Annotated in this window: 16 protein-coding genes; 11 read left to right on the top strand and 5 right to left on the bottom strand. The window is 74.3% G+C overall.

All coding sequences use genetic code 11. The features are described from left to right. Positions 1 to 144: 144 nt before the first annotated feature. On the top strand, positions 145 to 1,401 hold the full coding sequence (locus ABZY91_RS03435; RefSeq protein WP_329883157.1) for a PP2C family protein-serine/threonine phosphatase: 1,257 nt from the start codon (positions 145 to 147) through the stop codon (positions 1,399 to 1,401). Here ABZY91_RS03435 and ABZY91_RS03430 read toward each other — a convergent pair. Next, positions 1,393 to 2,364 (bottom strand): endonuclease/exonuclease/phosphatase family protein, encoded by a 972-nt coding sequence (locus ABZY91_RS03430; RefSeq protein ID WP_329883156.1) that lies wholly within the window; start codon positions 2,362 to 2,364, stop codon positions 1,393 to 1,395. The two genes, ABZY91_RS03435 and ABZY91_RS03430, sit on opposite strands and share 9 nt — an antisense overlap. A 145-nt stretch (positions 2,365 to 2,509) precedes the next feature. Between ABZY91_RS03430 and ABZY91_RS03425 the strand changes: the two genes are divergently transcribed. From ABZY91_RS03425 to ABZY91_RS03400, 6 genes are all read left to right on the top strand, one after another. Beyond that, complete coding sequence (locus tag ABZY91_RS03425; protein ID WP_355399445.1) at positions 2,510 to 3,172, top strand: PadR family transcriptional regulator; 663 nt, start codon at positions 2,510 to 2,512, stop codon at positions 3,170 to 3,172. A gap of 109 nt (positions 3,173 to 3,281) precedes the next feature. Next, positions 3,282 to 4,055 (top strand): ABC transporter ATP-binding protein, encoded by a 774-nt coding sequence (locus ABZY91_RS03420; RefSeq protein ID WP_329883154.1) that lies wholly within the window; start codon positions 3,282 to 3,284, stop codon positions 4,053 to 4,055. After that, positions 4,052 to 6,934, top strand: a complete 2,883-nt coding sequence (locus ABZY91_RS03415; RefSeq protein ID WP_355399442.1) for an FtsX-like permease family protein — start codon at positions 4,052 to 4,054, stop codon at positions 6,932 to 6,934. The genes ABZY91_RS03420 and ABZY91_RS03415 overlap by 4 nt, the downstream gene beginning before the upstream one ends. Positions 6,935 to 7,071: 137 nt before the next feature. Then, positions 7,072 to 8,484: a dipeptidase gene (locus ABZY91_RS03410; RefSeq protein WP_329949239.1), complete on the top strand. Its 1,413-nt coding sequence runs from the start codon at positions 7,072 to 7,074 to the stop codon at positions 8,482 to 8,484. A 52-nt stretch (positions 8,485 to 8,536) separates the two neighbouring features. Next, positions 8,537 to 9,469, top strand: coding sequence for an NAD(+) diphosphatase (gene nudC, locus ABZY91_RS03405; protein ID WP_355399440.1), 933 nt, complete (start codon positions 8,537 to 8,539; stop codon positions 9,467 to 9,469). A gap of 334 nt (positions 9,470 to 9,803) precedes the next feature. Continuing rightward, complete coding sequence (locus tag ABZY91_RS03400) at positions 9,804 to 10,865, top strand: GntR family transcriptional regulator (protein WP_355399438.1); 1,062 nt, start codon at positions 9,804 to 9,806, stop codon at positions 10,863 to 10,865. A gap of 25 nt (positions 10,866 to 10,890) precedes the next feature. On the opposite strand, the gene ABZY91_RS03395 is transcribed toward ABZY91_RS03400, so the two are convergent. Further along, positions 10,891 to 11,148: a mycoredoxin gene (locus ABZY91_RS03395; protein ID WP_329883149.1), complete on the bottom strand. Its 258-nt coding sequence runs from the start codon at positions 11,146 to 11,148 to the stop codon at positions 10,891 to 10,893. 260 nt (positions 11,149 to 11,408) lie between these two features. Between ABZY91_RS03395 and ABZY91_RS03390 the strand changes: the two genes are divergently transcribed. The 4 genes from ABZY91_RS03390 to ABZY91_RS03375 all read left to right on the top strand — a co-directional run bounded on the left by ABZY91_RS03390 (position 11,409) and on the right by ABZY91_RS03375 (position 15,351). Next, entirely contained in the window at positions 11,409 to 13,664 is a 2,256-nt protein-coding gene (locus ABZY91_RS03390; protein WP_355399435.1) for an ATP-dependent DNA helicase UvrD2, read from the top strand. A gap of 281 nt (positions 13,665 to 13,945) precedes the next feature. After that, on the top strand, positions 13,946 to 14,422 hold the full coding sequence (locus ABZY91_RS03385; protein WP_355399433.1) for a hypothetical protein: 477 nt from the start codon (positions 13,946 to 13,948) through the stop codon (positions 14,420 to 14,422). A gap of 219 nt (positions 14,423 to 14,641) precedes the next feature. Beyond that, on the top strand, positions 14,642 to 14,956 hold the full coding sequence (locus ABZY91_RS03380) for a WhiB family transcriptional regulator (protein ID WP_327684071.1): 315 nt from the start codon (positions 14,642 to 14,644) through the stop codon (positions 14,954 to 14,956). Next, complete coding sequence (locus ABZY91_RS03375) at positions 14,953 to 15,351, top strand: hypothetical protein (protein ID WP_329883146.1); 399 nt, start codon at positions 14,953 to 14,955, stop codon at positions 15,349 to 15,351. Before ABZY91_RS03380 ends, ABZY91_RS03375 begins: the two co-directional genes overlap by 4 nt. 231 nt (positions 15,352 to 15,582) lie before the next feature. Here the strand turns inward: ABZY91_RS03375 and ABZY91_RS03370 are convergent, their stop codons facing one another. The 3 genes from ABZY91_RS03370 to ABZY91_RS03360 form a co-directional block, all read right to left on the bottom strand. Next, positions 15,583 to 16,956, bottom strand: a complete 1,374-nt coding sequence (locus ABZY91_RS03370) for an AarF/ABC1/UbiB kinase family protein (RefSeq protein ID WP_355399431.1) — start codon at positions 16,954 to 16,956, stop codon at positions 15,583 to 15,585. 122 nt (positions 16,957 to 17,078) lie between these two features. Beyond that, positions 17,079 to 18,629 carry an FAD-binding oxidoreductase gene (locus tag ABZY91_RS03365; RefSeq protein ID WP_355399429.1) on the bottom strand — a complete coding sequence of 517 codons (1,551 nt, stop codon included), beginning with the start codon at positions 18,627 to 18,629 and terminating at the stop codon, positions 17,079 to 17,081. A gap of 500 nt (positions 18,630 to 19,129) precedes the next feature. Then, on the bottom strand, positions 19,130 to 20,215 hold the full coding sequence (locus tag ABZY91_RS03360) for a ThiF family adenylyltransferase (RefSeq protein ID WP_355399427.1): 1,086 nt from the start codon (positions 20,213 to 20,215) through the stop codon (positions 19,130 to 19,132). Positions 20,216 to 20,397: the final 182 nt, after the last annotated feature.

The raw sequence follows: 20,397 nt of genomic DNA, 5'->3' as shown, positions 1-20,397 counted from the left end.
TAGTGCACGTTTCGCGCCTATTGTGGGGTCGGTAACCGGTCAACCCCCGTGCTCCGGCCGCCAGCGACGCCCGCATTCCCTAACCCTCAGTCATCACCGCAGGTGCCCCCCGGGCATCGGCGTCTTCTGCTGGAGAGACCGAAGTTGAGCGCGACCGGATGGATCAGAGAACGGTTCGCCGGGCCGACCCCGGGAACCGCACCCGGCGCGACCGGCACCTGGCCGAGGACGGCACTCACGCTGCCGTTCATCGGCATGGCGCTGGTCGTCGTCCTCGACTACTTCACCGACGCCGCCGTCACCGTCGAACCGGCGCTCACTGCCGTCCCCGCCCTGGCCGCCGTGGTCAGCCGGCGCACCTGGTACCCGCTGGCCATCGGCGCCTGCACCGAGGCCGCCGCCTTCCTGATGGCCTTCCACAACGACGTGCTCGGCGAGTCCGTGCACAGCGCCACCGTCTTCGCGATCGTCCTGGTCGCCGCGATCGGGTGGGTCAGCGCCACCCTGCGGCTGCGCCAGGAACAGCTCCTCGCCGACGCCCAGCTGGTCGCCTCGATCGCCCGACGGGTCCTGCTCCGGCCCGTGCCCGAGCGGGTCGGCACCGTCAAGGCGGCCGTCCACTACGAGGCCGCCGCCGCGCACGCCAGGATCGGCGGCGACCTCTACGAGGTCGTCAACACCCGGCACGGCGTCCGGGCCGTGGTCGGTGACGTCCGCGGCAAGGGGCTCGGCGCCGTCGAGACCGCCGCCGCCGTGCTCGGGGCCTTCCGCGAGGCCGCACACCAGGAGGCCGCCCTCGACCGGGTGGCCGGCTGGCTCGCCGTCAGCCTCGACCGCGCCCTGCACGAGAACGACCACCCGGGCGTGGAGGAGGAGTTCGTCACCCTCGTCCTGATCGGCGTCCGGTCCGACGGCACCGCCGAGATCGTCAACTGCGGCCACCCGGCCCCGCTGCTGCTGCGCGGGACCGAACCGGTACGGCCGCTCGAACTCGCCGAGACGGTGCCCCCGCTCGGCGTCCTCGACCCCGCCGACGTCCGGCCGCCGGTGCACCGCGTCCCGCTGCGCCACGGCGACCGGGTGCTGCTCTTCACCGACGGCGTCATCGAGGCGCGGGACCGGGCCGGCGTCTTCTACCCGCTCGCGGACCGGCTCCCGGTCTGCGCCGACGGACGCCCGGCCGACGTGCTGCGCCGCCTGCACGAGGACGTGGTCCGCCACGTCGGCCGCCAGCTCGGCGACGACGCCGCCATGCTGCTGCTCCAGTACGACCCGCAGCCGGTCGCCGACCGGCCGGACCCGGCCGCGAACGTCCCGCACGTCCCGCACCAGAACGGCCAGCTCTCCCGTCCGGCGGTGGCGGGCCCGGCCGCCCCGGCCCCCGGCGGTCGGTCAGAGTGAGGCCTCCACCACCAGCGGCCGGTGGTCCGAGACCCCGGTGAGTGGAGCGGCTGCCGGGCCGACGGCGGCGCGCGGCACGCCGATCGCCAGCACGTGGTCGAACTGGACCGCCGGCCGGTGCGACGGGTAGGTGGGTGTGCGGGCGAGGTCGTACCAGCCCTGCAGCCGGGCCCGCGGCTCGCGCACCCGGCGCCGGCGGGCGTCGGTGAACTGCGGCCGGGCCCGCCGGGCCGCCCGCAGTTCGCGGACCTTCGCGCGGGGCGCGGTGCGGTCCAGCGCCGCCGCCGAGCCCAGGACGGTGCGCGGCACCGCGCCGATCAGGTTGAAGTCGCCGAGGACCAGGTACGGCTGCGGCAGGTCGGCGATCCAGCGCCGGATCCCGGCGAGCTGCGCCATGTTCCAGCCGGGCACGAACGACAGGTGCGCCGCCACCACGGTGAACGGTCCGTTCCCGCCCTCCAGCACCGCGGCCAGCGCGGCCCGCGGCTCGTCGGGGACGGGGGTGAGCCCGCGGCGTCCGGCCACCCGCAGCGGCAGCCCGAACGGGGCGGGCGCGAACCGGCGGGCCCGCCAGTGCAGCACCGGCAGTCGGGTCAGCAGCGCCGTGCCGTACGCGGGCGGGGCGTCGTCGCCGACCTCGCCCGGCCCGTAGACCTGGATCCCGGCGGGCACCGAGAGGTCGGGCACCCAGCCGGCCACCGGTGCGGGCCGGCCGTGCAGGGCGGCGGCGAACCGCCAGTCGGCCGCGCCCATCGCCTTGGCGGCGACGGCGGCCTGGTCGGTGCCGCCGGACCGGGCCTGGTGCCGGTCCACCTCCTGGAGGGCCAGCACGTCGGCGTCCAGCGCGGCCACCGCCTCCGCCAGCGGCCCGCCGGGGTCGGCCGGGTAGGGGCGGGGGGCGCCGTCCGGGGCGAGGGGCTGACCGTGCAGCAGATTGAAGGTGGCGATGCGCAACTGGCTCACACCGCACGACGGTACCCGCTCGCCGGGGGCCGGTGCGCGGCCGCGGTCCCCGGCGGGCGCGGGAGCGGCCGGTACGGCCCCGGCGCGGCTCGACCGCGGGGGGCCCGGCTTGACCTGCCGGGCATACCCGGTATACATACTCGGTATGTCCATCCGTCACGGCCTGCTCGCCCTGCTCGACCAGGGACCGCGCTACGGCTACCAGCTGAGAACCGAGTTCGAGGCGCGCACCGGCGCCACCTGGCCGCTCAACGTCGGCCAGGTCTACACCACCCTCGCCCGCCTGGAACGCGACGGACTGGTCGTCCCCGCCGGCGAGGACGACGAAGGGCACCAGTTCTACGCCGTCACCGACGCCGGCCGGGCCGAACTGCACGCCTGGTTCGACAGCCCGGTGCCGCGCACCAACCCGCCCCGCGACGAGCTCGCCATCAAGCTCGCCATGGCCGTCACCGTCCCCGGCGTCGACGTGCCCGCCGTCGTCCAGAGCCAGCGCCGGCACAGCATCAAGGCGCTCCAGGACTACACCCGGCTCAAGGGCCGCGCCCTCGCCGGCGAGACCCGCCCCACCGCCACCGGCGGGACGGCCGCGACGTACGACGGCACCGGCGCCGACCTGGCCTGGCTGCTCGTCCTCGAACAGCTCATCTTCCAGACCGAGGCCGAGGTCCGCTGGCTCGACCACTGCGAGACCCGGCTCGCCCAGCGCGCCGAGATCGAACAGGCCCGCGCCGCCGAGAACCGGCAGAACGACCCCGCGCCGGCGCCCGCGCCCCGCCGGATCGGACGCCGCCGCACCACGGCCTGAGCCGCCCCGGCGGCCCACCCCGTACGGACCCCGACACCGTACGCACCGACGAACCACCGGCCCGGCCGCACCACACGATGCGGCGGGCCCCACCACAGCAGGGGGAATCGTGTCCCACACCGATCCGACCAGGGACGGCCGCAAGCCCGTCCTGCACCTGGACAACGTCACCCGCGTCCACGGGCAGGGCGCCGGCGAGGTGCGGGCGCTGCGCGGCGTCGACCTCAAGGTCCACCCCGGGGAGTTCGTCGCCGTCATGGGCCCGTCCGGGTCCGGCAAGTCCACCCTGCTCACCCTCGCGGGCGGCCTGGACACCCCCACCGACGGCCAGGTCCTCGTCGAAGGCGTCGCCCTCGGCGGACTCGACCGCAAGCGGCTCGCCGAGGTCCGCCGCCGATCCGTCGGCTACGTCTTCCAGGACTACAACCTGATACCGGCCCTCACCGCCGCCGAGAACATCTCCCTCCCGCGTGAACTCGACGGCCTCTCCGGCCGCGCCGCCCGCCGCGAGGCCCTCGTCGCCCTCGAAGAGCTCGGCATCCCCGAACTCGCCGACCGCTTCCCCGACGACATGTCCGGCGGCCAGCAGCAGCGCGTCGCCATCGCCCGCGCCCTCATCGGCGACCGCCGCCTCGTCCTCGCCGACGAGCCCACCGGCGCCCTCGACTCCACCACCGGCGAGTCGGTCCTCGCCGTCCTGCGCGCCCGCTGCGACGAGGGCGCCGCCGCCATGATGGTCACCCACGAACCCCGGCACGCCGCCTGGGCCGACCGCGTCGTGTTCCTCCGCGACGGCCGCATGGTCGACGAGAGCGTCAGCCAGGACGCCGGCAGCCTCCTCGTCGCCGCCGCCGCCAACGCGAAGGGCCCGGTGGAGCAGTGAAGCTCAGCGCCTGGCGGGTCGCCCTGCGCATCGCCCGCCGTGACGCCCTGCGCGCCAAGGGCCGCAGCGCCCTCGTCGTCGCCATGGTCGCCCTGCCCGTCCTCGGCGTGGCCGGAGCCGACATCGTCTTCCGCAGCGCCGAACTCGACCCGGGCGAGAAGGTCGTCCGCACCATGGGCCAGTCCGCCGCCGAGATCCGCCTGCTCGAACGCGGCTCCATCGTGCTCCAGCCGCCGGACCCGGAGTCCGACTTCCACCTGGAGAGCGCCGAGGAGGCCAAGAAGGAGAACGGGCAGCCCGTCCACACCCCCGAGCAGAAGCGCAGCCTCGCCACCGAGCCCGGCGAACTCGTCAAGCAGCTCCTGCCGACCGGCGCCACCCTCGTCCCCGTGCGCCAGGGCCCCTACACCGCCAGCAGCACCCGCGACGGCCTCGTCAACGTCAAGACCGTCGAGGCCGACCTCACCGACCCGGTCTGGCGCGGACGGATCGACCTCGTCGGGGGCCGCGCCCCGAGCGCCGACCACGAGGTCGCCGTCACCCGGGACTTCCTCGACCGCTCCGGGCTGCGGATCGGCGACCGGACCGCCCCGCGCGGCCTCGAAGCCACCCCGTACACCATCACCGGTGTCGCCGAGTACCCCGGCGACCTGCGCACCGCCGCCGTCGTCGCCCGGCCCGGCGCCCTGATCGACCCGCTCGGCAAACTGCCCGGCGCCGATGCGAACCGGGGCCGCGGCTCCTCCTCGGGCTCCGACGACCGCTGGCTGGTCAAGCTCCCCGCCGGCGGTGTCGTCGACTGGGCCAAGGTCCAGGAGCTCAACAAGCACGGATTCACCGTCAGCTCCCGCGCCGTCATGCTCGACCCGCCGGCCCGCTCCGAGGTGCCGTTCTACGACTACCAGGACCGCCGGGGCGGCGGCGCGACCCCGTTCCTCGACAAGACCTCCGTCGTCATCCTCGCCACCGTCGTCGGCATGGCCCTGCTGGAGATCGTGCTCCTCGCGGGCCCCGCCTTCGCCGTCGGTGCCCGGCGCTCCCGGCGGCAGCTCGGCCTGCTCGCCGCCGGCGGCGGTGACCGCGCCAACGTCCGCGCCGTCGTCCTCGGCGGCGGTGTCGTCCTCGGCCTCACCGGCGCGGCCGTCGGCCTCGTCACCGGCATCGGCCTGGTCGCCGCGCTCCGCACCTCCGCGGAGAGCTACGCCGGGGAGCGGTTCGGCCACTTCGACCTGCAGCCGGTCGACCTGCTCGGCATCCTGCTGATCGGCCTGGTCACCGGCCTGCTCGCGGCCGTCGTCCCCGCCGTCCAGGCCTCCCGCCAGGACGTCGTGGCCGCGCTCACCGGCCGCGACAGCCTCAAGCCGCCGAGCCGCAGGCTCGCCCTGCTCGGTCTGGCGATGCTCGGCGCCGGCTCCGCCCTCGCCCTGCTCGGCGCCACCGGCGGCTTCGGCAGCCGCTCGACGGCCGTCCTCGGCGGCTCGGCCGTCGCCGAACTCGGCATGGTCGCCCTCACCCCCTACCTGGTCGGCCTCTTCGGGCGGATCGGCCGCTGGCTGCCGCTCGGCCCCCGCCTCGCCCTGCGCGACTCCGTCCGCCACCGCGGCCGCACCGCCCCCGCGGTCGCCGCCGTGATGGCCGCCGTCGCGGGCTCCGTCGCCGTCGGCATCTACGGCGCCAGCATGGACGAGCAGCACCGGCGCGAGTACACCGCCGCCGGCCCGGCCAACGCGGTCATCGTCACCAACGGCTGGGGCGCCGCCTCCGACGGCTCGATGCTCCCGCAGCTGCGCGGCGCCGTGCAGGACAACATCCCCGCCCTCGGCGAGCGCGCCGACGTCCGGCGCGTCAACTACAAGGGCGACTGCCGGGCCACCAACGGCTCCTGCGGCCACGTCGGCATCGTCCTGCCCGAGGAACTGCGCTGCCCGGTCTGGGGCAAGCGGTCCGTCATGATCGACGGCGAGGCCGAGCGGCTGCTCCGCGAGGACCCGCGCTGCCGGTCGGCGTACGTCTCCCACGGCAGCTCCTTCGGGAGCGTCCAGGCCGGCGACGGCAACCTGCTGCGCAACCTCTACGGCACCACCGACCCGGCCGGCGCCCAGGCGCTCGCCGCCGGCAAGGTCGTGGTCTTCGACCAGCGCTACATCAAGGACGGGAAGGTGACGTTCGAACTCACCGAGCCGGACGACCCGAACCAGCCGGCCACCCCCGACCGGGAGCCGGTCGTCCACCCCGTCACCGTCGACGCCGTCCACGTCGAAGCGCCGGTCCAGGCCGGCGGCGACGCCGTGCTCGGCGCCGACACCGCCGTCCGCCTCGGTCTCACCACCAGCGACTCCGGTTCGGTCTGGCTGCCCGGGACCGCGCCGACCGACCGGGCGGAGCAGAAGGTCCGCGGCGCGCTCGCCAAGCTGTCCGACGGCACCGACTTCGAGGTCGAGCGCGGCTACCGGTCGGAGAACGACCTGATCTCCCTCGGACTCACCGCCTTCGCGGGCCTGGTCGCCCTCGGCGCCGCGGGCATCGCCACCGGTCTCGCCGCCGCCGACTCCCAGCGGGACCTGACCACCCTCGCGGCGGTCGGCGCCGCGCCCCGGGTCCGGCGCACCCTCTCCGGCTTCCAGTGCGGCGTCATCGCCGCGATGGGCGCCCTGCTCGGTGCCGTCGCCGGGGTCGTGCCCGCCGTGGCGCTGCGCAAGGTCGAGGCCGCCGCGCAGGCCTACCCGGGGATGAGCCTCCAGGAGGAGACCGCCAAGGGCATCGTGGTCTTCCCCTGGCTCAACGTCGGAGCCACCGTGGTCCTGCTGCCGCTGCTCGCGGTGGCGCTGGCCGCGCTGCTCACCCGCTCGCGGATCTCGCTGCTGCGGCGCTCCGGCTGAGCACCGTCCTCCCGCCCCCGTCACCCCCGGTCGCCGCCCCCCTGCGGCCGGGGGTGACGGACGTTACAGGCCTTCCGGTGTCCACCGGCCGGGACCGGGGCCCGTCCGACCCGCACGGGCGAACTAAAGTCGTCCGTATGACGAGAACTCCGGACAGCGTCGTCCGCGCCTTCATCGACCAGCACCAGGCCGCCTTCCTCGCGGACCTCGCCGACTGGCTCCGCATCCCCTCGGTCTCCGCCGACCCCGGCCGGGCCGACGACGTGCGCCGCTCCGCCGAGTGGCTGGCCGCGAAGCTGCGCGACACCGGCTTCCCGGTGGCCGAGGTCTGGGAGACGGACGGCCTGCCGGCGGTCTTCGCCGAGTGGCCGTCCGGGGACTCGTCCGCGCCGACCGTGCTGGTCTACGGGCACCACGACGTGCAGCCGGCGGCCAAGGAGGACGGCTGGGCGACCGAGCCGTTCGAGCCGACCGTGGTCGGGAAGCAGCTGTTCGCCCGCGGCGCCGCCGACGACAAGGGCCAGGTCTTCTTCCACACCCTGGGGGTGCGGGCCCACCTGGCCGCCACCGGCCGCACCGCGCCGGCCGTCAACCTCAAACTGCTGATCGAGGGCGAGGAGGAGTCCGGCTCGCCGCACTTCGCCGACCTGGTCCGGCGCGAGGCCGCGCGGCTCGCCGCCGACGTGGTGATCATCTCGGACACCGGGATGTGGTCCGAGACCACGCCGACCGTCTGCACCGGCATGCGCGGCCTGGCCGACGCCCAGATCGACCTGTACGGGCCGGACACCGACATCCACTCCGGCTCGTTCGGCGGCGCCGTGCCCAACCCGGCCGCCGTCGCCGCCGACCTGGCCGCCGGCCTGCACGACGCGGACCGCCGGGTCGCCGTCCCCGGCTTCTACGACGGCGTGATCGAACTGACCGAGCGCGAGCGCGAGCTCTTCGCCGAGCTGCCCTTCGACGAGGCGCAGTGGCTGAGGGTCGCCAAGTCGTACGGCACCCTCGGCGAGGCCGGCTACTCCACCCTGGAGCGGATCTGGGCCCGGCCGACCGCCGAGGTCAACGGCATCTGGGGCGGTTACACCGGCCCCGGCGGCAAGACCATCGTGCCCTCCTCGGCCCACCTCAAGCTCTCCTTCCGGCTGGTCGCCGGACAGGAGGTGGAGAAGGTCCGGGAGGCCGTCCGCGCCTGGGTGGCCGACCGGGTCCCGGCGGGCATCCGGTACGAGCTGGTCTTCCCGGGGGCGACCCGGCCCTGCCTGACCCCGCTCGACCACCCGGCGCTGCAGTCCACCGTCCGGGCGATGGGGCGGGCCTTCGAACAGAAGATCCTCTTCACCCGGGAGGGCGGCTCCGGCCCGGCCGCCGACCTCCAGGACGTGCTCGGCGCACCGGTGCTGTTCCTCGGCATCTCGGTGCCCTCGGACGGCTGGCACTCGGTCGACGAGAAGGTCGAGCTGGACCTGCTGGCCAAGGGTGTGGAGACCGCCGCCTACCTCTGGGCCGACCTGGCCGAGAACTGGCGGCCGGGCAGCGCGAGCGAGTGAACCCGAACCGTCCGGAAGACACATCACGTGGGGATGGAAACAGTTGAGCACCGTGCCTGAGACCGAACACCCGCTGCACCTGGCGCTGGCCCGGGCCGGGGTGGACCGGGCGGCCCAGCACCGGTTCGACGAACCCTGGCTGGCGGCCGCCTGGAGCCACCCGACCACCAAGGTGCTGCCGATCGCCGGCGGCGAGGCCTTCGTGGTCGACACCGGGCAGGGGACCGAGCTGGTCCTGATGCCCTCCTTCGAGGCGCCGCAGACCGGCGACCGGTACTTCCTCGGCACCGACGAGGACGGCGTCTCCTACTTCGCGCTGGCGGGCGAGAGCCTGCCGGGGCGGCTGGACGGCGACGCCCGCCCGGCCGGGCTGCGCGAGGTCGGCGCCCTGCTCTCCGGCCGGGACGCCGGGCTGCTGGTGCACGCCGTCGCGCTGGAGCACTGGCACCGGCTGCACAGCTTCTGCTCGCGCTGCGGCCACCCGACCGAGAAGGCCGGGGCCGGTCACGTGCGGCGCTGCACGTCCTGCGCGGCCGAGCACTACCCGCGCACCGACCCGGCGGTGATCATGATGATCACCGACGACGAGGACCGCTGCCTGCTCGGCCGCCAGGCGCTCTGGCCCGAGGGGCGCTGGTCGACGCTGGCCGGCTTCGTCGAGCCGGGGGAGTCGATCGAGCAGGCGGTCGTCCGCGAGGTGTACGAGGAGGCCGGGGTCCGGGTCTCCGCCGTCTCCTACGTGGCCAGCCAGCCGTGGCCGTTCCCGTCCAGCCTGATGCTCGGCTTCATGGGCAAGGCGGACCCGGCGGGCACCACGATCACCGTGGACGGCGAGGAGCTGGCCGAGGCGCGCTGGTTCTCCCGGGAGGAGCTGCGAGCCGGGATGGCGGCGGGGGAGATCCTTCCGCCGTCGGGGATCTCGATCGCCCGGCACCTGGTCGAGCTCTGGTACGGGGAGCCGTTGCCGTCGGCGGCCCGCTGGTAGTCACCGGGGGGCCGGTGGCGACGGGCTCGAAGGCCGACGGGCCGACGGCCGGGCGGCAGCGGCTCGGGCGTAACGGGCCGGGCCGTAACGGGCCCGGGTGTAACGGGCCCGGCCGTAATTCGAGTGGATTGAAGCGTTCTTGATATTGGGGGCGCGCGGATCAGTTCCGTGCGCCCCCAATATTCCTTCCGAAACCGCCGGCTTCCGATGTTCGTAACCGGAGCGGCCCTGTCCAGTACGGCACGTGCGCGGGTGCCGGCCGCCGTCACCGATCCCGGGCGACTTTGTCGCAAACGCCTGAAAGCCCGTCGCCGCCCTCGCTACATTCTCTCGGGTGACAATCCCACGGGGCACCGCCCAATCCCCCAAATACCAGCGCCTCGCCGCAGACCTGCGCCGACGGATCGCCGAGGGCGAGTTCACCACCGAGGCCGCCCTCCCGGTCGAGAGCGAACTGGAACGCCAGTACGGGGTCGCCCGCAACACCGTCCGGCTGGCCGTCGACGTGCTGGTCAACGAAGGCCGCCTGGTCCGGCTCCAGGGCAAGGGGACCTACCTGCGCGAGCACCCGGTGCTCGACCACCGCGCCTACGGGCCCGCGCCCGGCCGCGACGTCCGCCCCAGCCTGCCGGGGCCGGCCGGACCGTCGGGTGCCTCCGGGTCCGCCGGGTCCGCCGGGTCCGCCGGGTCCGCCGGGTCCTCCGGGTCCTCCGGGCTCTCCGGATCCGTCGGGATGCCCGGGCTCTCCGGGGCGCTGGTGGCCTCGGCGGCGTCGGGGAGCACGGCCGCGACGGGGACCACCGGAGTGCCGGGTGCCCCGGGGGCCGAGGACGGCCCGCGCGACTGCCTCGCCGTCCCCAGCGCCGTCTACCGCGGCGAGGCCGCCGACGCCGGACGCGAGCTCACCGTCGACTTCGAGATGATGATCGTCCGGGCCCGGATCGACATCGCCGAACGGCTCGGCCTGCGCCCCGGCGAGGCGATCGTCGTCCGCCGCCAGCTGCGCCTGCTCGACCGCGAGCCCTACTCCATCGAGGAGAGCCACTACCGGGCGGGCCTCGCCGCCGGCACCCCGCTGATGGAGCCCGACCAGATCGACGGCGGCGACGAGGCGGTGCTCGCCGCCCTCGGACGCACCGAGATCGGCGCGGTCGACCACCTGGTCGCGCGGATGCCGGGCCCCGAGGAGGCCCAGTGGTTCCAGGGCGGCCCCGGCGTGCCGCTGGTCGTCCAGACCCGGGTCACGTACGACCGCCGCGGGCCGGTCCGGGTCATCGAGACCCGCTACTCCGCCGACCGCAGCCGGCTGGTCTACGGCATCGGCGACCTCGCCGCCCGGGCGTCGCTGCCCGCGCCCGCCGCACCCGTCGACCCGGCCCGGGCCGACGCGCCGTAGCGCGCCGTGCCCGGGCCCGCGGACCTCAGGCCGCCAGGGCCTTCTTCACCTGGAGCAGGCTCGGGTTGGTCATCACGACCCGCTCGCCGCCGCCCGTCGGCTGCACCAGCACCGTCGGAACGGTCTGGTTGCCGTTGTTCACCGACTCGACGAAGGACGCCGACGCCGGGTCGTCCTCGATGTTGATCTCGGTGTAGCCGATGCCTTCACGGTCCAGCTGGCTCTTGAGCCGGTTGCAGTAGCCGCACCAGGTCGTGCTGTACATCGTCACGCTGCCGGACATCGGGGGGACTCCTTCGAAAGAGAGAGGGGCGTACGGTTCCAGGAGGAGAACGTCCGCCGTACGGCGGTCATTCCGCGCCCCGGCCGGCGGCCCCGCGTCGTTCCGCGCGGTCGCGGAGAAGCACACCCCGGCGTGCGGCGAAGTGAACGCGCCCTCAAGTGCGACAACCCGCCGGACCGTGCAGCGATCATCCTGCGATCACACCGCACCTGTGGACAACCGCTCCCCGGTTGTCCGAGCGGGCTGAGAGGATGGAACGCATGCAGGAAGACCTCTTGAGCGGCATTCCGTTCGACGACCACGGCAGCGACCGGTCCGACCGATTCGACGCCACCGGTCCCGACGCGGTCCTCGCCGGGCTCGACCCCGAACAGCGGGCCGTCGCCACCGCCCTGCACGGGCCCGTCTGCGTCCTCGCGGGAGCCGGCACCGGCAAGACCCGGGCCATCACCCACCGCATCGCCTACGGCGTGCGCAGCGGTGTCTACCAGCCCCAGCAGGTCCTCGCGGTCACCTTCACCGCCCGCGCCGCCGGCGAGATGCGCGGCCGCCTGCGCCAGCTCGGCGCCGAGGGCGTCCAGGCCCGCACCTTCCACTCCGCCGCCCTCCGCCAGCTCCAGTACTTCTGGCCGCGCGCCGTCGGCGGACCGGTGCCCCAGCTGCTGGAACGCAAGGTCCAGCTGGTCGCCGAGGCCGCGAGCCGCTGCGGCCTGCGCGTCCAGCGCACCGAACTGCGCGACCTCACCGCCGAGATCGAATGGGCCAAGGTCACCCAGATCGGCCCCGACGACTACCCCGCCGCCGTCCAGAAGTCCGGCCGCGAGGCCCCCCGGGACCCGGCCGAGACCGCCCAGGTCTACCGCGTCTACGAAGAGGCCAAGACCCGCCGCGGCGTCATCGACTTCGAGGACGTCCTGCTGCTCACCGCCGCCATCCTGGAGGACCGCCCCGACATCGCCGACCAGGTCCGGTCCCAGTACCGGCACTTCACCGTCGACGAGTACCAGGACGTCTCCCCGCTCCAGCAGCGCCTCCTCGACCAGTGGACCGGACCCGGCGGCGGCGCCAGCCTGTGCGTCGTCGGCGACGCCAGCCAGACCATCTACTCCTTCACCGGCGCCACCCCGGACTACCTGCTCAACTTCCGCACCCGCCACCCCGAGGCGACGGTCGTCAAGCTGGTCCGCGACTACCGCTCCACCCCGCAGGTCGTCCACCTCGCCAACGGGCTGCTCTCCCAGGCCCGCGGCGAGGCCGCCCGGCACCGCCTCGAACTCGTCTCCCAGCGCGAGGCCGGCCCCGAGCCCGTCTACACCGAGTACGAGGACGAGCCGACCGAGGCCGAGACCACCGCCCGCCGGATCAAGGACCTCCTCGCCGCCGGCGTCCGCGCCAGCGAGGTCGCCGTGCTCTTCCGCACCAACGGCCAGTCCGAGGTCTACGAGCAGGCCCTCGCCGACCTCGGCGTCCCCTACCAGCTCAAGGGTGCCGAGCGGTTCTTCGAACGGCCCGAGGTCCGCGACGCCGGCGTCCTGCTGCGCGGCGCCGCCCGGGCCGGCTCCGACCCGCTCACCGACGACGCCCCCGACCTCGCCGGCCAGGTTCGCGCCGTCCTCGCCACCCGCGGGTTCACCGCCGAGCCGCCGGCCGGCTCCGGGGCCGTCCGCGACCGCTGGGAGTCCCTCGCGGCGCTCGTCCGCCTCGCCGAGGAGTTCGAACGCACCCGGACCGCCGAGGGCCTGGCCGGCGACCTCGCCGCCTACGTCGCCGAACTCGACGCCCGCGCCGCCGCCCAGCACGCCCCCGCCGTCGAGGGCGTCACGCTCGCCTCCCTGCACGCCGCCAAGGGCCTCGAATGGGACGCCGTCTTCCTCGTCGGCCTCACCGAGGGCACCCTGCCGATCATCTACGCCAAGACCGACGAGCAGGTCGAGGAGGAGCGCCGCCTCCTCTACGTCGGCGTCACCCGCGCCCGCAAGCACCTCTCCCTCTCCTGGGCGCTCTCCCGCTCCCCCGGTGGCCGGGCCTCCCGCAAGCCCAGCCGCTTCCTCGACGGACTGCGCCCCGGCTCCAGCGCCCCCGGCGCCCGCTCCGCGGGCCGCGGCGGACGCGGCGGCGTCGAGGCGGGCGAGCGCTCCGCCGCCCGCCGGGCCCGCGGACCGGTCAAGTGCCGGGTCTGCGACCGTGCCCTCACCGAGGCCGTCGAGCGCAAGCTCCGCCGCTGCGAGACCTGCCCGTCCACCATGGACGAGGCGCTGTACGAACGGCTGCGCGAGTGGCGGGCCGCCCAGGCCCGCAAGCAGGGAGCCCCGGCCTACGTCGTCTTCACCGACGCCACGCTGATGGCCATCGCCGAGGACGTCCCCGGCACCCGTCAGGAGCTGGCCGTCATCTCCGGAGTCGGTGCCATGAAGCTGGACAAATACGGGGCCGCCGTGCTCTCGTTGTGTGCGGGGGAGGAGCCCGAGGAGGATCCGGCGGACGTCGAGGACGACCGGTCGGACGAACCGGTGTGAGCCGGTCCGGGGCGATCACAGCCGGCGTCGTGAGATGCCGCGGAGACCGTCGGGAAACTCGCCGGAAAAATAGTTTGCGCGCCGTACCGGGAGCGCAATAGCCTGCCGGAGCGGTCAAGGGGAACGCGGTCGCACGGGGTGACGCCTGTGCCACTGTCTCCTGCGCCCACCAGCCACACACCAGCTTGACCAGCTCGAACCAGCTTCACCGAGACAGACATCCGAACAGTTCGGAGCCCGGGAGACCAGGCTCCGCGAGACGCCGAGAGGAGGCGAAGGCAGTGGGAACCATCATGATCACCAAAATGACTGGCCAGACCGCCGACGCTGCCCTCCTGCGCGCCGCCCACCTGCGGGCACTCGCTGAGCTGTGCGGAACCGGTCTGGGCCTCGACACCACCGGTGTCTCCGTCGTTCCCGCCACCCCCGCCCTCGCTGTCAGTGGCCTTGGCCAAACTGACCTCGGCAGCACCGGCATCAATGGCGGCAACCTCGACGGCACCAGTGTCGAAGGCGGTCTGTCCCGTGACTGGGCGTCGGTCGATGCGTCGCGCTCCCCGCGTGATGAGCGACCGATCCAGGCACCGAAGGCAGCAGTAGTCGCCATGCATGGCGACTATGCGCAGGTCGTCGGTGCCGGAAACACCCAGAAGCAGAACGAGCAGCAGATCAAGCAGGCCACGGCCGCCTTTACCGGCGCCACGGCCATCCGGATGCGGGCCTTCCGCGGGCCTGAACCCTGGAGAGAACGAACCTGAGCCAGCCTCAGGTCGGCACCTCCAGGGCCGCGGAACCCGTCACACCGGGATCCGCGGCCCTTCTGTTTTGTCCGGTACGCACGACCACCCAGGCCCTCCGGGGCCTCCGGCCCAGCCCCACCAGTCAGCTGAGCCGGACCCACTGAAAAGACGAGGAAGACGCCCACAGTGTCCACGGTCATCACACCGCCCACCCCGTCCGTACCGCCGACAAACCAGATCCAGGCCGACCAGGCCGACCCTCCGGAGGTTTCCCCCATGCAGATCACCTCGATCGACCAGGCCGAAGAGCTCGGTCTCCCCGTGCCGTGCCGCGCCTTCGACCCCGAGGTCTTCTTCGCCGAGACGCCCGCCGACGTCGAGTACGCGAAGTCCCTCTGCGGCACCTGCCCCGTCAAGGACGCCTGTCTCACCGGCGCCCTGGAGCGCCGCGAGCCCTGGGGCGTCTGGGGCGGCGAGCTCTTCGTCCAGGGTGTCGTCGTGGCCCGCAAGCGGCCGCGTGGCCGCCCGCGCAAGACCGAGGTCGCGGCGTGAACCCCGTGTTCGGAGCCGAGGCCGTCCGCCGGGGAGAGCAGCCCCCGCTGGACAGCGCCCTCCGCCGCTCCGTACGCATCGCCGCCGCCAAGGCCGACACGGCCCGCGTCCACCCCTTCCCGACAACGCACCACGAGCAGGACCACCACATGACCGCCGCCGCCGTCGATCCCACCGTCCGCGCAGAGCAGACCACCGAACGTCAGATCCAGAACAGGACCCTCGAAATGCAACTTCTCCACGAATCCCTGGCTCGCGCCCATATGCAAGAGCGCCTCCAGGAGGCGGAGCACCAACGACTCGTCGTCCGGGTCGCCCGGGCCCACCGGCTCAAGCAGAAGGCCGAGCGGGCCTCGATGCGTGCCCGCAAGGCCCTCGCCGTCGCGCTGATGTAGTCGCGCGGACGCAGTCGTCCCGGTGCCGTCGCACCGCCGACACCGCCCCGGCCACCGCCGGACCCCCGTCGTGCCGCAGGCCGCCCCCCGTACCCGGGGGGCGGCCTGCGGCCGTTGTCGCACGATCCGAGCGGGCGGTCGTCCGCCGGACGCTCCGCCGGGCCGGGGCGTCGCGCGCGGCCGTGCCCTCCGCCGCGCGGCGCGGAGCTGCACGGCGTACTGCCGAGCGGTTCAGCCCTTCTTGGCCGGCCCCCGCCGCTTCGCCGGGGCCGGCGGCTCCTCCGCGAACTCCGGCAGCCACTCCAGCATCTCCGCCCGGAACGGCGCCTTCGCCCCCAGCTGGCAGAGCACCCCGATCGTGCTCAGCGTCACCCGGTGGATCAACAGGTAGGACGGCGGCAGGTTCAACTGCTTGCCCAGGTTGTACGCCGGCGACCGGGGATCGGCGATCCGCGCCGCCTGCGCCCGCATCCACGCCCGGGTGAAGTGGAACGAGTCCACGGCCGCGGGCTCGATCATCGGCAGCAGGTAGTCCAGCACCGCGTCCGGGTCCAGCTCGATCGAGGGCTTCACGAAGCCCTCCTCCCGCAGCATCGCCAGCACACCCGTCGCGTCCCCGGCCAGGGCCATCCGCAGCGACGCCCCGATCGGCGCGGGGAGCCCGCCCGGCAACCGGTCCACCGTCCCGAAGTCCAGCACCCCCAGCCGCCAGCCCTCCACCGGGCCGTCGTCCTTCAGCAGCCGGAAGTTGCCCGGGTGCGGGTCGGCGTGCAGCAGCCCCGTCCGCGACGGACCGGCGAACAGGAACCGTGCCAGCAGCCGGCCCGCCCGGTCCCGCTCCTCTTGCGTGCCGCTCGTGATCACCTCGGACAGCGGCGTGCCGTCCATCCACTCCGACACCAGCACCTGGTCGGCCTGCGCCACGACACCCGGCACCACGATCTCCGGGTCGTTCGCGAACTCCTCGGCATGGCGTTCCTGGGCCTGCGCCTCCAGCTCGTAGTCCAGCTCCTCGGCGACCCGCTCGCGCAGCTCGGTGATCAGCGGCTTGATGTCCAGCCCCGGAATCAGCGGACCCAGCAACCAGGCCACCCGGCTCAGCTGCGTGAGATCCGCGAGCAGTGCGTCCCCCGCCCCCGGGTACTGCACCTTGACCGCGACCGCGCGCCCGTCGTGCCAGACCGCCCGGTGCACCTGGCCGATCGAGGCAGCCGCGGCCGGACGCTCGTCGAACTCCCGGAACAGCTTCCGCCAGTCCTTGCCCAGCCGTTGCTCCAGCGCCGTGTGCACGGTGGCGGCGGGCATCGGCGGCGCGGCGTCCTGCAGCTTGGTCAGCGCCGCCCGGTACGGGCCCGCCACCTCCTCGGGCAGCGCGGCCTCGAAGACGGACAGCACCTGCCCGAACTTCATCGCCCCGCCCTTGAGTTCACCCAGGACCTTGAAGAGCTGGTCGGCGGTCGCCTGCTGCAGTTCGGCCGTCACCACCTCGGCCGAGCGTCCGCCGATCCGCTTCCCCAGCCCGAGAGTGGCCCGGCCGGCTATCCCCAGCGGCAGGGTGGCGAGTCTTGCCGTGCGGGTCATTGCCTTGCGCGGAAGATCGCTCACCCGGGCCTCCAATCGACACGCCCCCGGCCCCCGCAGCGGAGGCCGGCTGTCATAGGCCATTGTGCCCGCTCGCCGCCCCGGCCCCGGCCGGATTTCGCACCCCGCCGGGGCCGGGACCGACCTCAGCCCCGGCCCCCGGGCCGCGGACGGGTGCCGATGGCCTGCGGGAACGAGAACAGCCGGTGCGGGTCGTACCGGTGCTTCACCGCGACCAGTCGCGGATAGTTCTCGCCGTAGTAGGCGCGCTGCCAGTCCGGCAGACCGGGGTCGATGAAGTTCTGGTAGCTCTCGCCGCCGGAGTGCGGGTCGAGCAGCGCGAACCCGCCGTCCACCCAGCCGCGGGCGGCGGCGACCGCGGCCTCGTCCACCGGGCCGGTGGCGATGACCGCGCCGAAGCTCGCGTTGAACTGCGCGTCGCGGTGGACGTACGCGGTGGCGGTCCGTGCCGGGTCGTTGGCCGCGCCGCCCAGCGCGCTCAGCTGGACCATCCGCTGCTGGCCCGCCTGCCGGTCGGTGCCGAGGCGGCCGATCGCGGCCTCCCAGACCGCGCGGGGCGGAGGCCCGTCGAACAGCCTGCCCCGGTCCACCGCGGCGGTCGGCCGGGCCAGTACGGCGGCCGGACCGGTGCCCGCCCGGTGGCACTGCTCCTGGGTGAAGGAGCCGCAGCCGTAGAGGCCCATCATGACGGAGCGGTACGGCGCGGTGAAGCTGTTCCGGGAGGCCGGGACCGCGCCGACCAGCGAGACCAACCGGCCGATCTCCGCCGAGAGTTCGGCCTCGGTGCCGACCGAACCGATCAGCACCGAGATGAACGGGGGTGCGCCGGGGGCGGCGGGGAGACCGACCACGGCGCCGCCGCCCAGCGTCCGCGGGGCGTCGGGCAGCCAGTGCGCCCAGGCGTCGAGCAGGTCGACCGCGTGGTCGAAGGTCCAGGAGAGGTTGGCCAGGGTCAGCGTGGCCAGCGGGACGGCCTTCACCGTGTAGGAGGTGACGACACCGAAATTGCCGCCACCGCCGCCGCGCAGTGCCCAGTACAGGTCGTCGTGGTCGTCCGGCGAGGCGGTGACCGTCCTGCCGTTCGCCAGCACCACACGGGCGGAGGTCACCTTGTCGCTGGAGATGCCGACGTGCCGGGTGAGCAGGCCGATCCCCCCACCCTGGAGGAAGCCGCCCAGGGAGACGGTGGGACAGAACCCGCCGGACACCGCGAGGCCGTACGGGGCGACGGCGTTGGTCACGTCGACCAGCTGGGTGCCGCCGCCGAAGGTGGCCGAGCCGTCGGCGGCGACGGCGGCCGAGTTGAGGCGGGAGACGTCGATCACCAGCCCGGTGCCGGTGGAGTAGCCGCCGCCGCTGTGGCCGCCGGCGCGGACGGCGATCGGGATGTCCTGGTCCTGGGCGTAGCGGAGACAGAGGGAGACGTCGGCCTCGTCGGCGCAGTAGGCGACGGCGGCCGGTTCGACCGTGTCGAAGCGGGCCTGGCCGATCTGCTTGGCGACGCCGTAGGCCGGGTCGCCGGGGAGGACGAGGGTGCCGTGCAGACGGCCGGAGAGCCGGGACCAGCGCCGTCGCCGGGTCTCGGCGGTCGTGGCGACGGCGGGGAGAGCGGGGACGGCCGCCAGCGGAAGGGCCAGCGCGCCGGCACCGCCGAGGAGCGATCTGCGAGTGATCATGCCGGGACCTTTCGGTGAGGTCGTGCACGAGCGTTGCGATCGGTGGAAGGGGCCATCTTCCGGTCGTCGGCCGGGTGGCCGACGACACAGTAGCGCAGGGGGTGGGCGGGGGACGGGGGGTTCGGGAGGGCCTTTCCGCGCTTCGGGGCCCACCCCCCACCCCCTCCCACCCACCCGCCTCTCGTGTCTCCTGACGACCCTTCCGTCCCATGCTTTCCGTCCCACGCCCGTCACCCATCGCCGGGTGCCCGGGCCGGCTACCCGGCATCGGGTCGTCACTCGGCAGCCGGTGCTCGGTCGGCACCCGGCACCCACGGCGGGGCGCCCGACGGAACGGCGCAGGCACCTGGCGGCCGGGGGTTCGGACCGGTGGCGGTGGGGACGGCCGTCTCACCCACCGGTCGGTCCTCGGCCCGGCCGGGCCGACTCGCCGTTCCCTTCCTTCCTTCCTCCCTCCCTTCCTCCTTCTCCTCCTTCTCCTTCCTCCCTCGGCGGCGGACTCAGTGCGGCGGCGTCGGCTGCCAGAGGCACCCGCAGTCCGCGTGGCCCTTGAGCCGCAGACGACGCGGCATTCCGTCGACGGCGGACACCTCGCACCAGCCGTCGATGCTCGGTGGCCGGCCGCCGTCCAGGAAGATCTGGACGTGCAGCGCCGCGAGTCCGGCGACGGCGGTCGCGAGTGCGGTGTCGCAGGCCGGTGTCCGGGCCCGACCCGGGCCGCCGTCGGCGAGCTGGGCGAGGATGCGCGGCCAGGCCGCGTCCTCGTCCTCCCGGGCCAGCACCAGACAGTGGCCGCAGGCCGACACCCCCGGTACCACCAGCGGGCCGACGACGCCGAACTCCTCCACGACCCCGACGTACAGGTGCGGTACCCCGGCGCGGAGCAGCTCGCGGGCCTGGGGCGTTCCGCCGGCGAACGCCCCACTGCCGTCCCGGGGTGTCAGCACCACCAGGTCGGGAAGCCCTGGTCTCGGCCGTCCGCTGCGCCGGGCCGGGTGCCTGGCGCAGGCCCGGTCGACGGCCTCGCGGGCGGCGGTGGCCCGTAGCCGCCCGACCTCTCCCGGTGGCAGGCCGGCGGGGGAGGTGTCGGCGGGGGTGACCCGGCCGGAGTCCACCACGGTGACCGCTCCGGTGCCGCCGGCCGCGAGCACGGCCGCCAGGGCCGCGCCGATGCGCCCGGCGCCGCGGACCTCCACCGCATGGTCGGCCCGGTGGGCCAGCACGGCGGGAGCGGCGCCGGGGGTGGAGTGGATCAGGGAGAGCGAGGCGAGGTCGGGGCCGAGCATCTCGCGGTGCGGCTGGGGGAAGCGGGCGAGCGCCCGGTCGGCGGCCTCGGCGTCGTCGAGCACCCCGGCCTCCTCCAGCAGGTCGAGCACGGTGTCGGCGGGCTCGCGCCCGAAGCCGGTCCGCTCGCCCTCGGCGAGCAGGGCGGGGCGGTCGCGCGTCCCGTCGACCAGTCCGAGGAAGTCACAGAGGGCCTGGTCGGCGCGGGCGAGGACGCCGGCGTGCCGGGAGACGGTGCCGAACTGCAGGGTGTCCGAGTCCCGCCAGCTGCGGGAGAGGGCGGGCTTGAGGGCGAGGCGCACGGCGGTCTTCCTTCCGATCGGTTCCGGACGGTCGACGGCAGCATGCCCGATCGGGGTGCCGGGGTGCGCTGCGTTGTCCACAGGCTCGGGTGCATGATCGGATCATTCGTCCGCATACCCTGTGGATAACTTGACGTCCGGTGCGAGGTCGGATTCCGGACACCTTCTGTCGGCCTTTCGTT

It is taken from the genome of Kitasatospora sp. NPDC002965, assembly GCF_040611255.1.
GTDB lineage: Bacteria > Actinomycetota > Actinomycetes > Streptomycetales > Streptomycetaceae > Kitasatospora.
This window is presented reverse-complemented; position numbering and strand designations above follow the sequence as displayed.

Coding starts and splice junctions, on each gene's coding strand:
- ABZY91_RS03425 (WP_355399445.1), top strand. CDS start 2,510: ATGTCCATCCGTCACGGCCTGCTCGCCCTGCTCGACCAGGGACCGCGC.
- ABZY91_RS03410 (WP_329949239.1), top strand. CDS start 7,072: ATGACGAGAACTCCGGACAGCGTCGTCCGCGCCTTCATCGACCAGCAC.
- ABZY91_RS03395 (WP_329883149.1), bottom strand. CDS start 11,148: ATGTCCGGCAGCGTGACGATGTACAGCACGACCTGGTGCGGCTACTGC.
- ABZY91_RS03390 (WP_355399435.1), top strand. CDS start 11,409: ATGCAGGAAGACCTCTTGAGCGGCATTCCGTTCGACGACCACGGCAGC.
- ABZY91_RS03365 (WP_355399429.1), bottom strand. CDS start 18,629: ATGATCACTCGCAGATCGCTCCTCGGCGGTGCCGGCGCGCTGGCCCTT.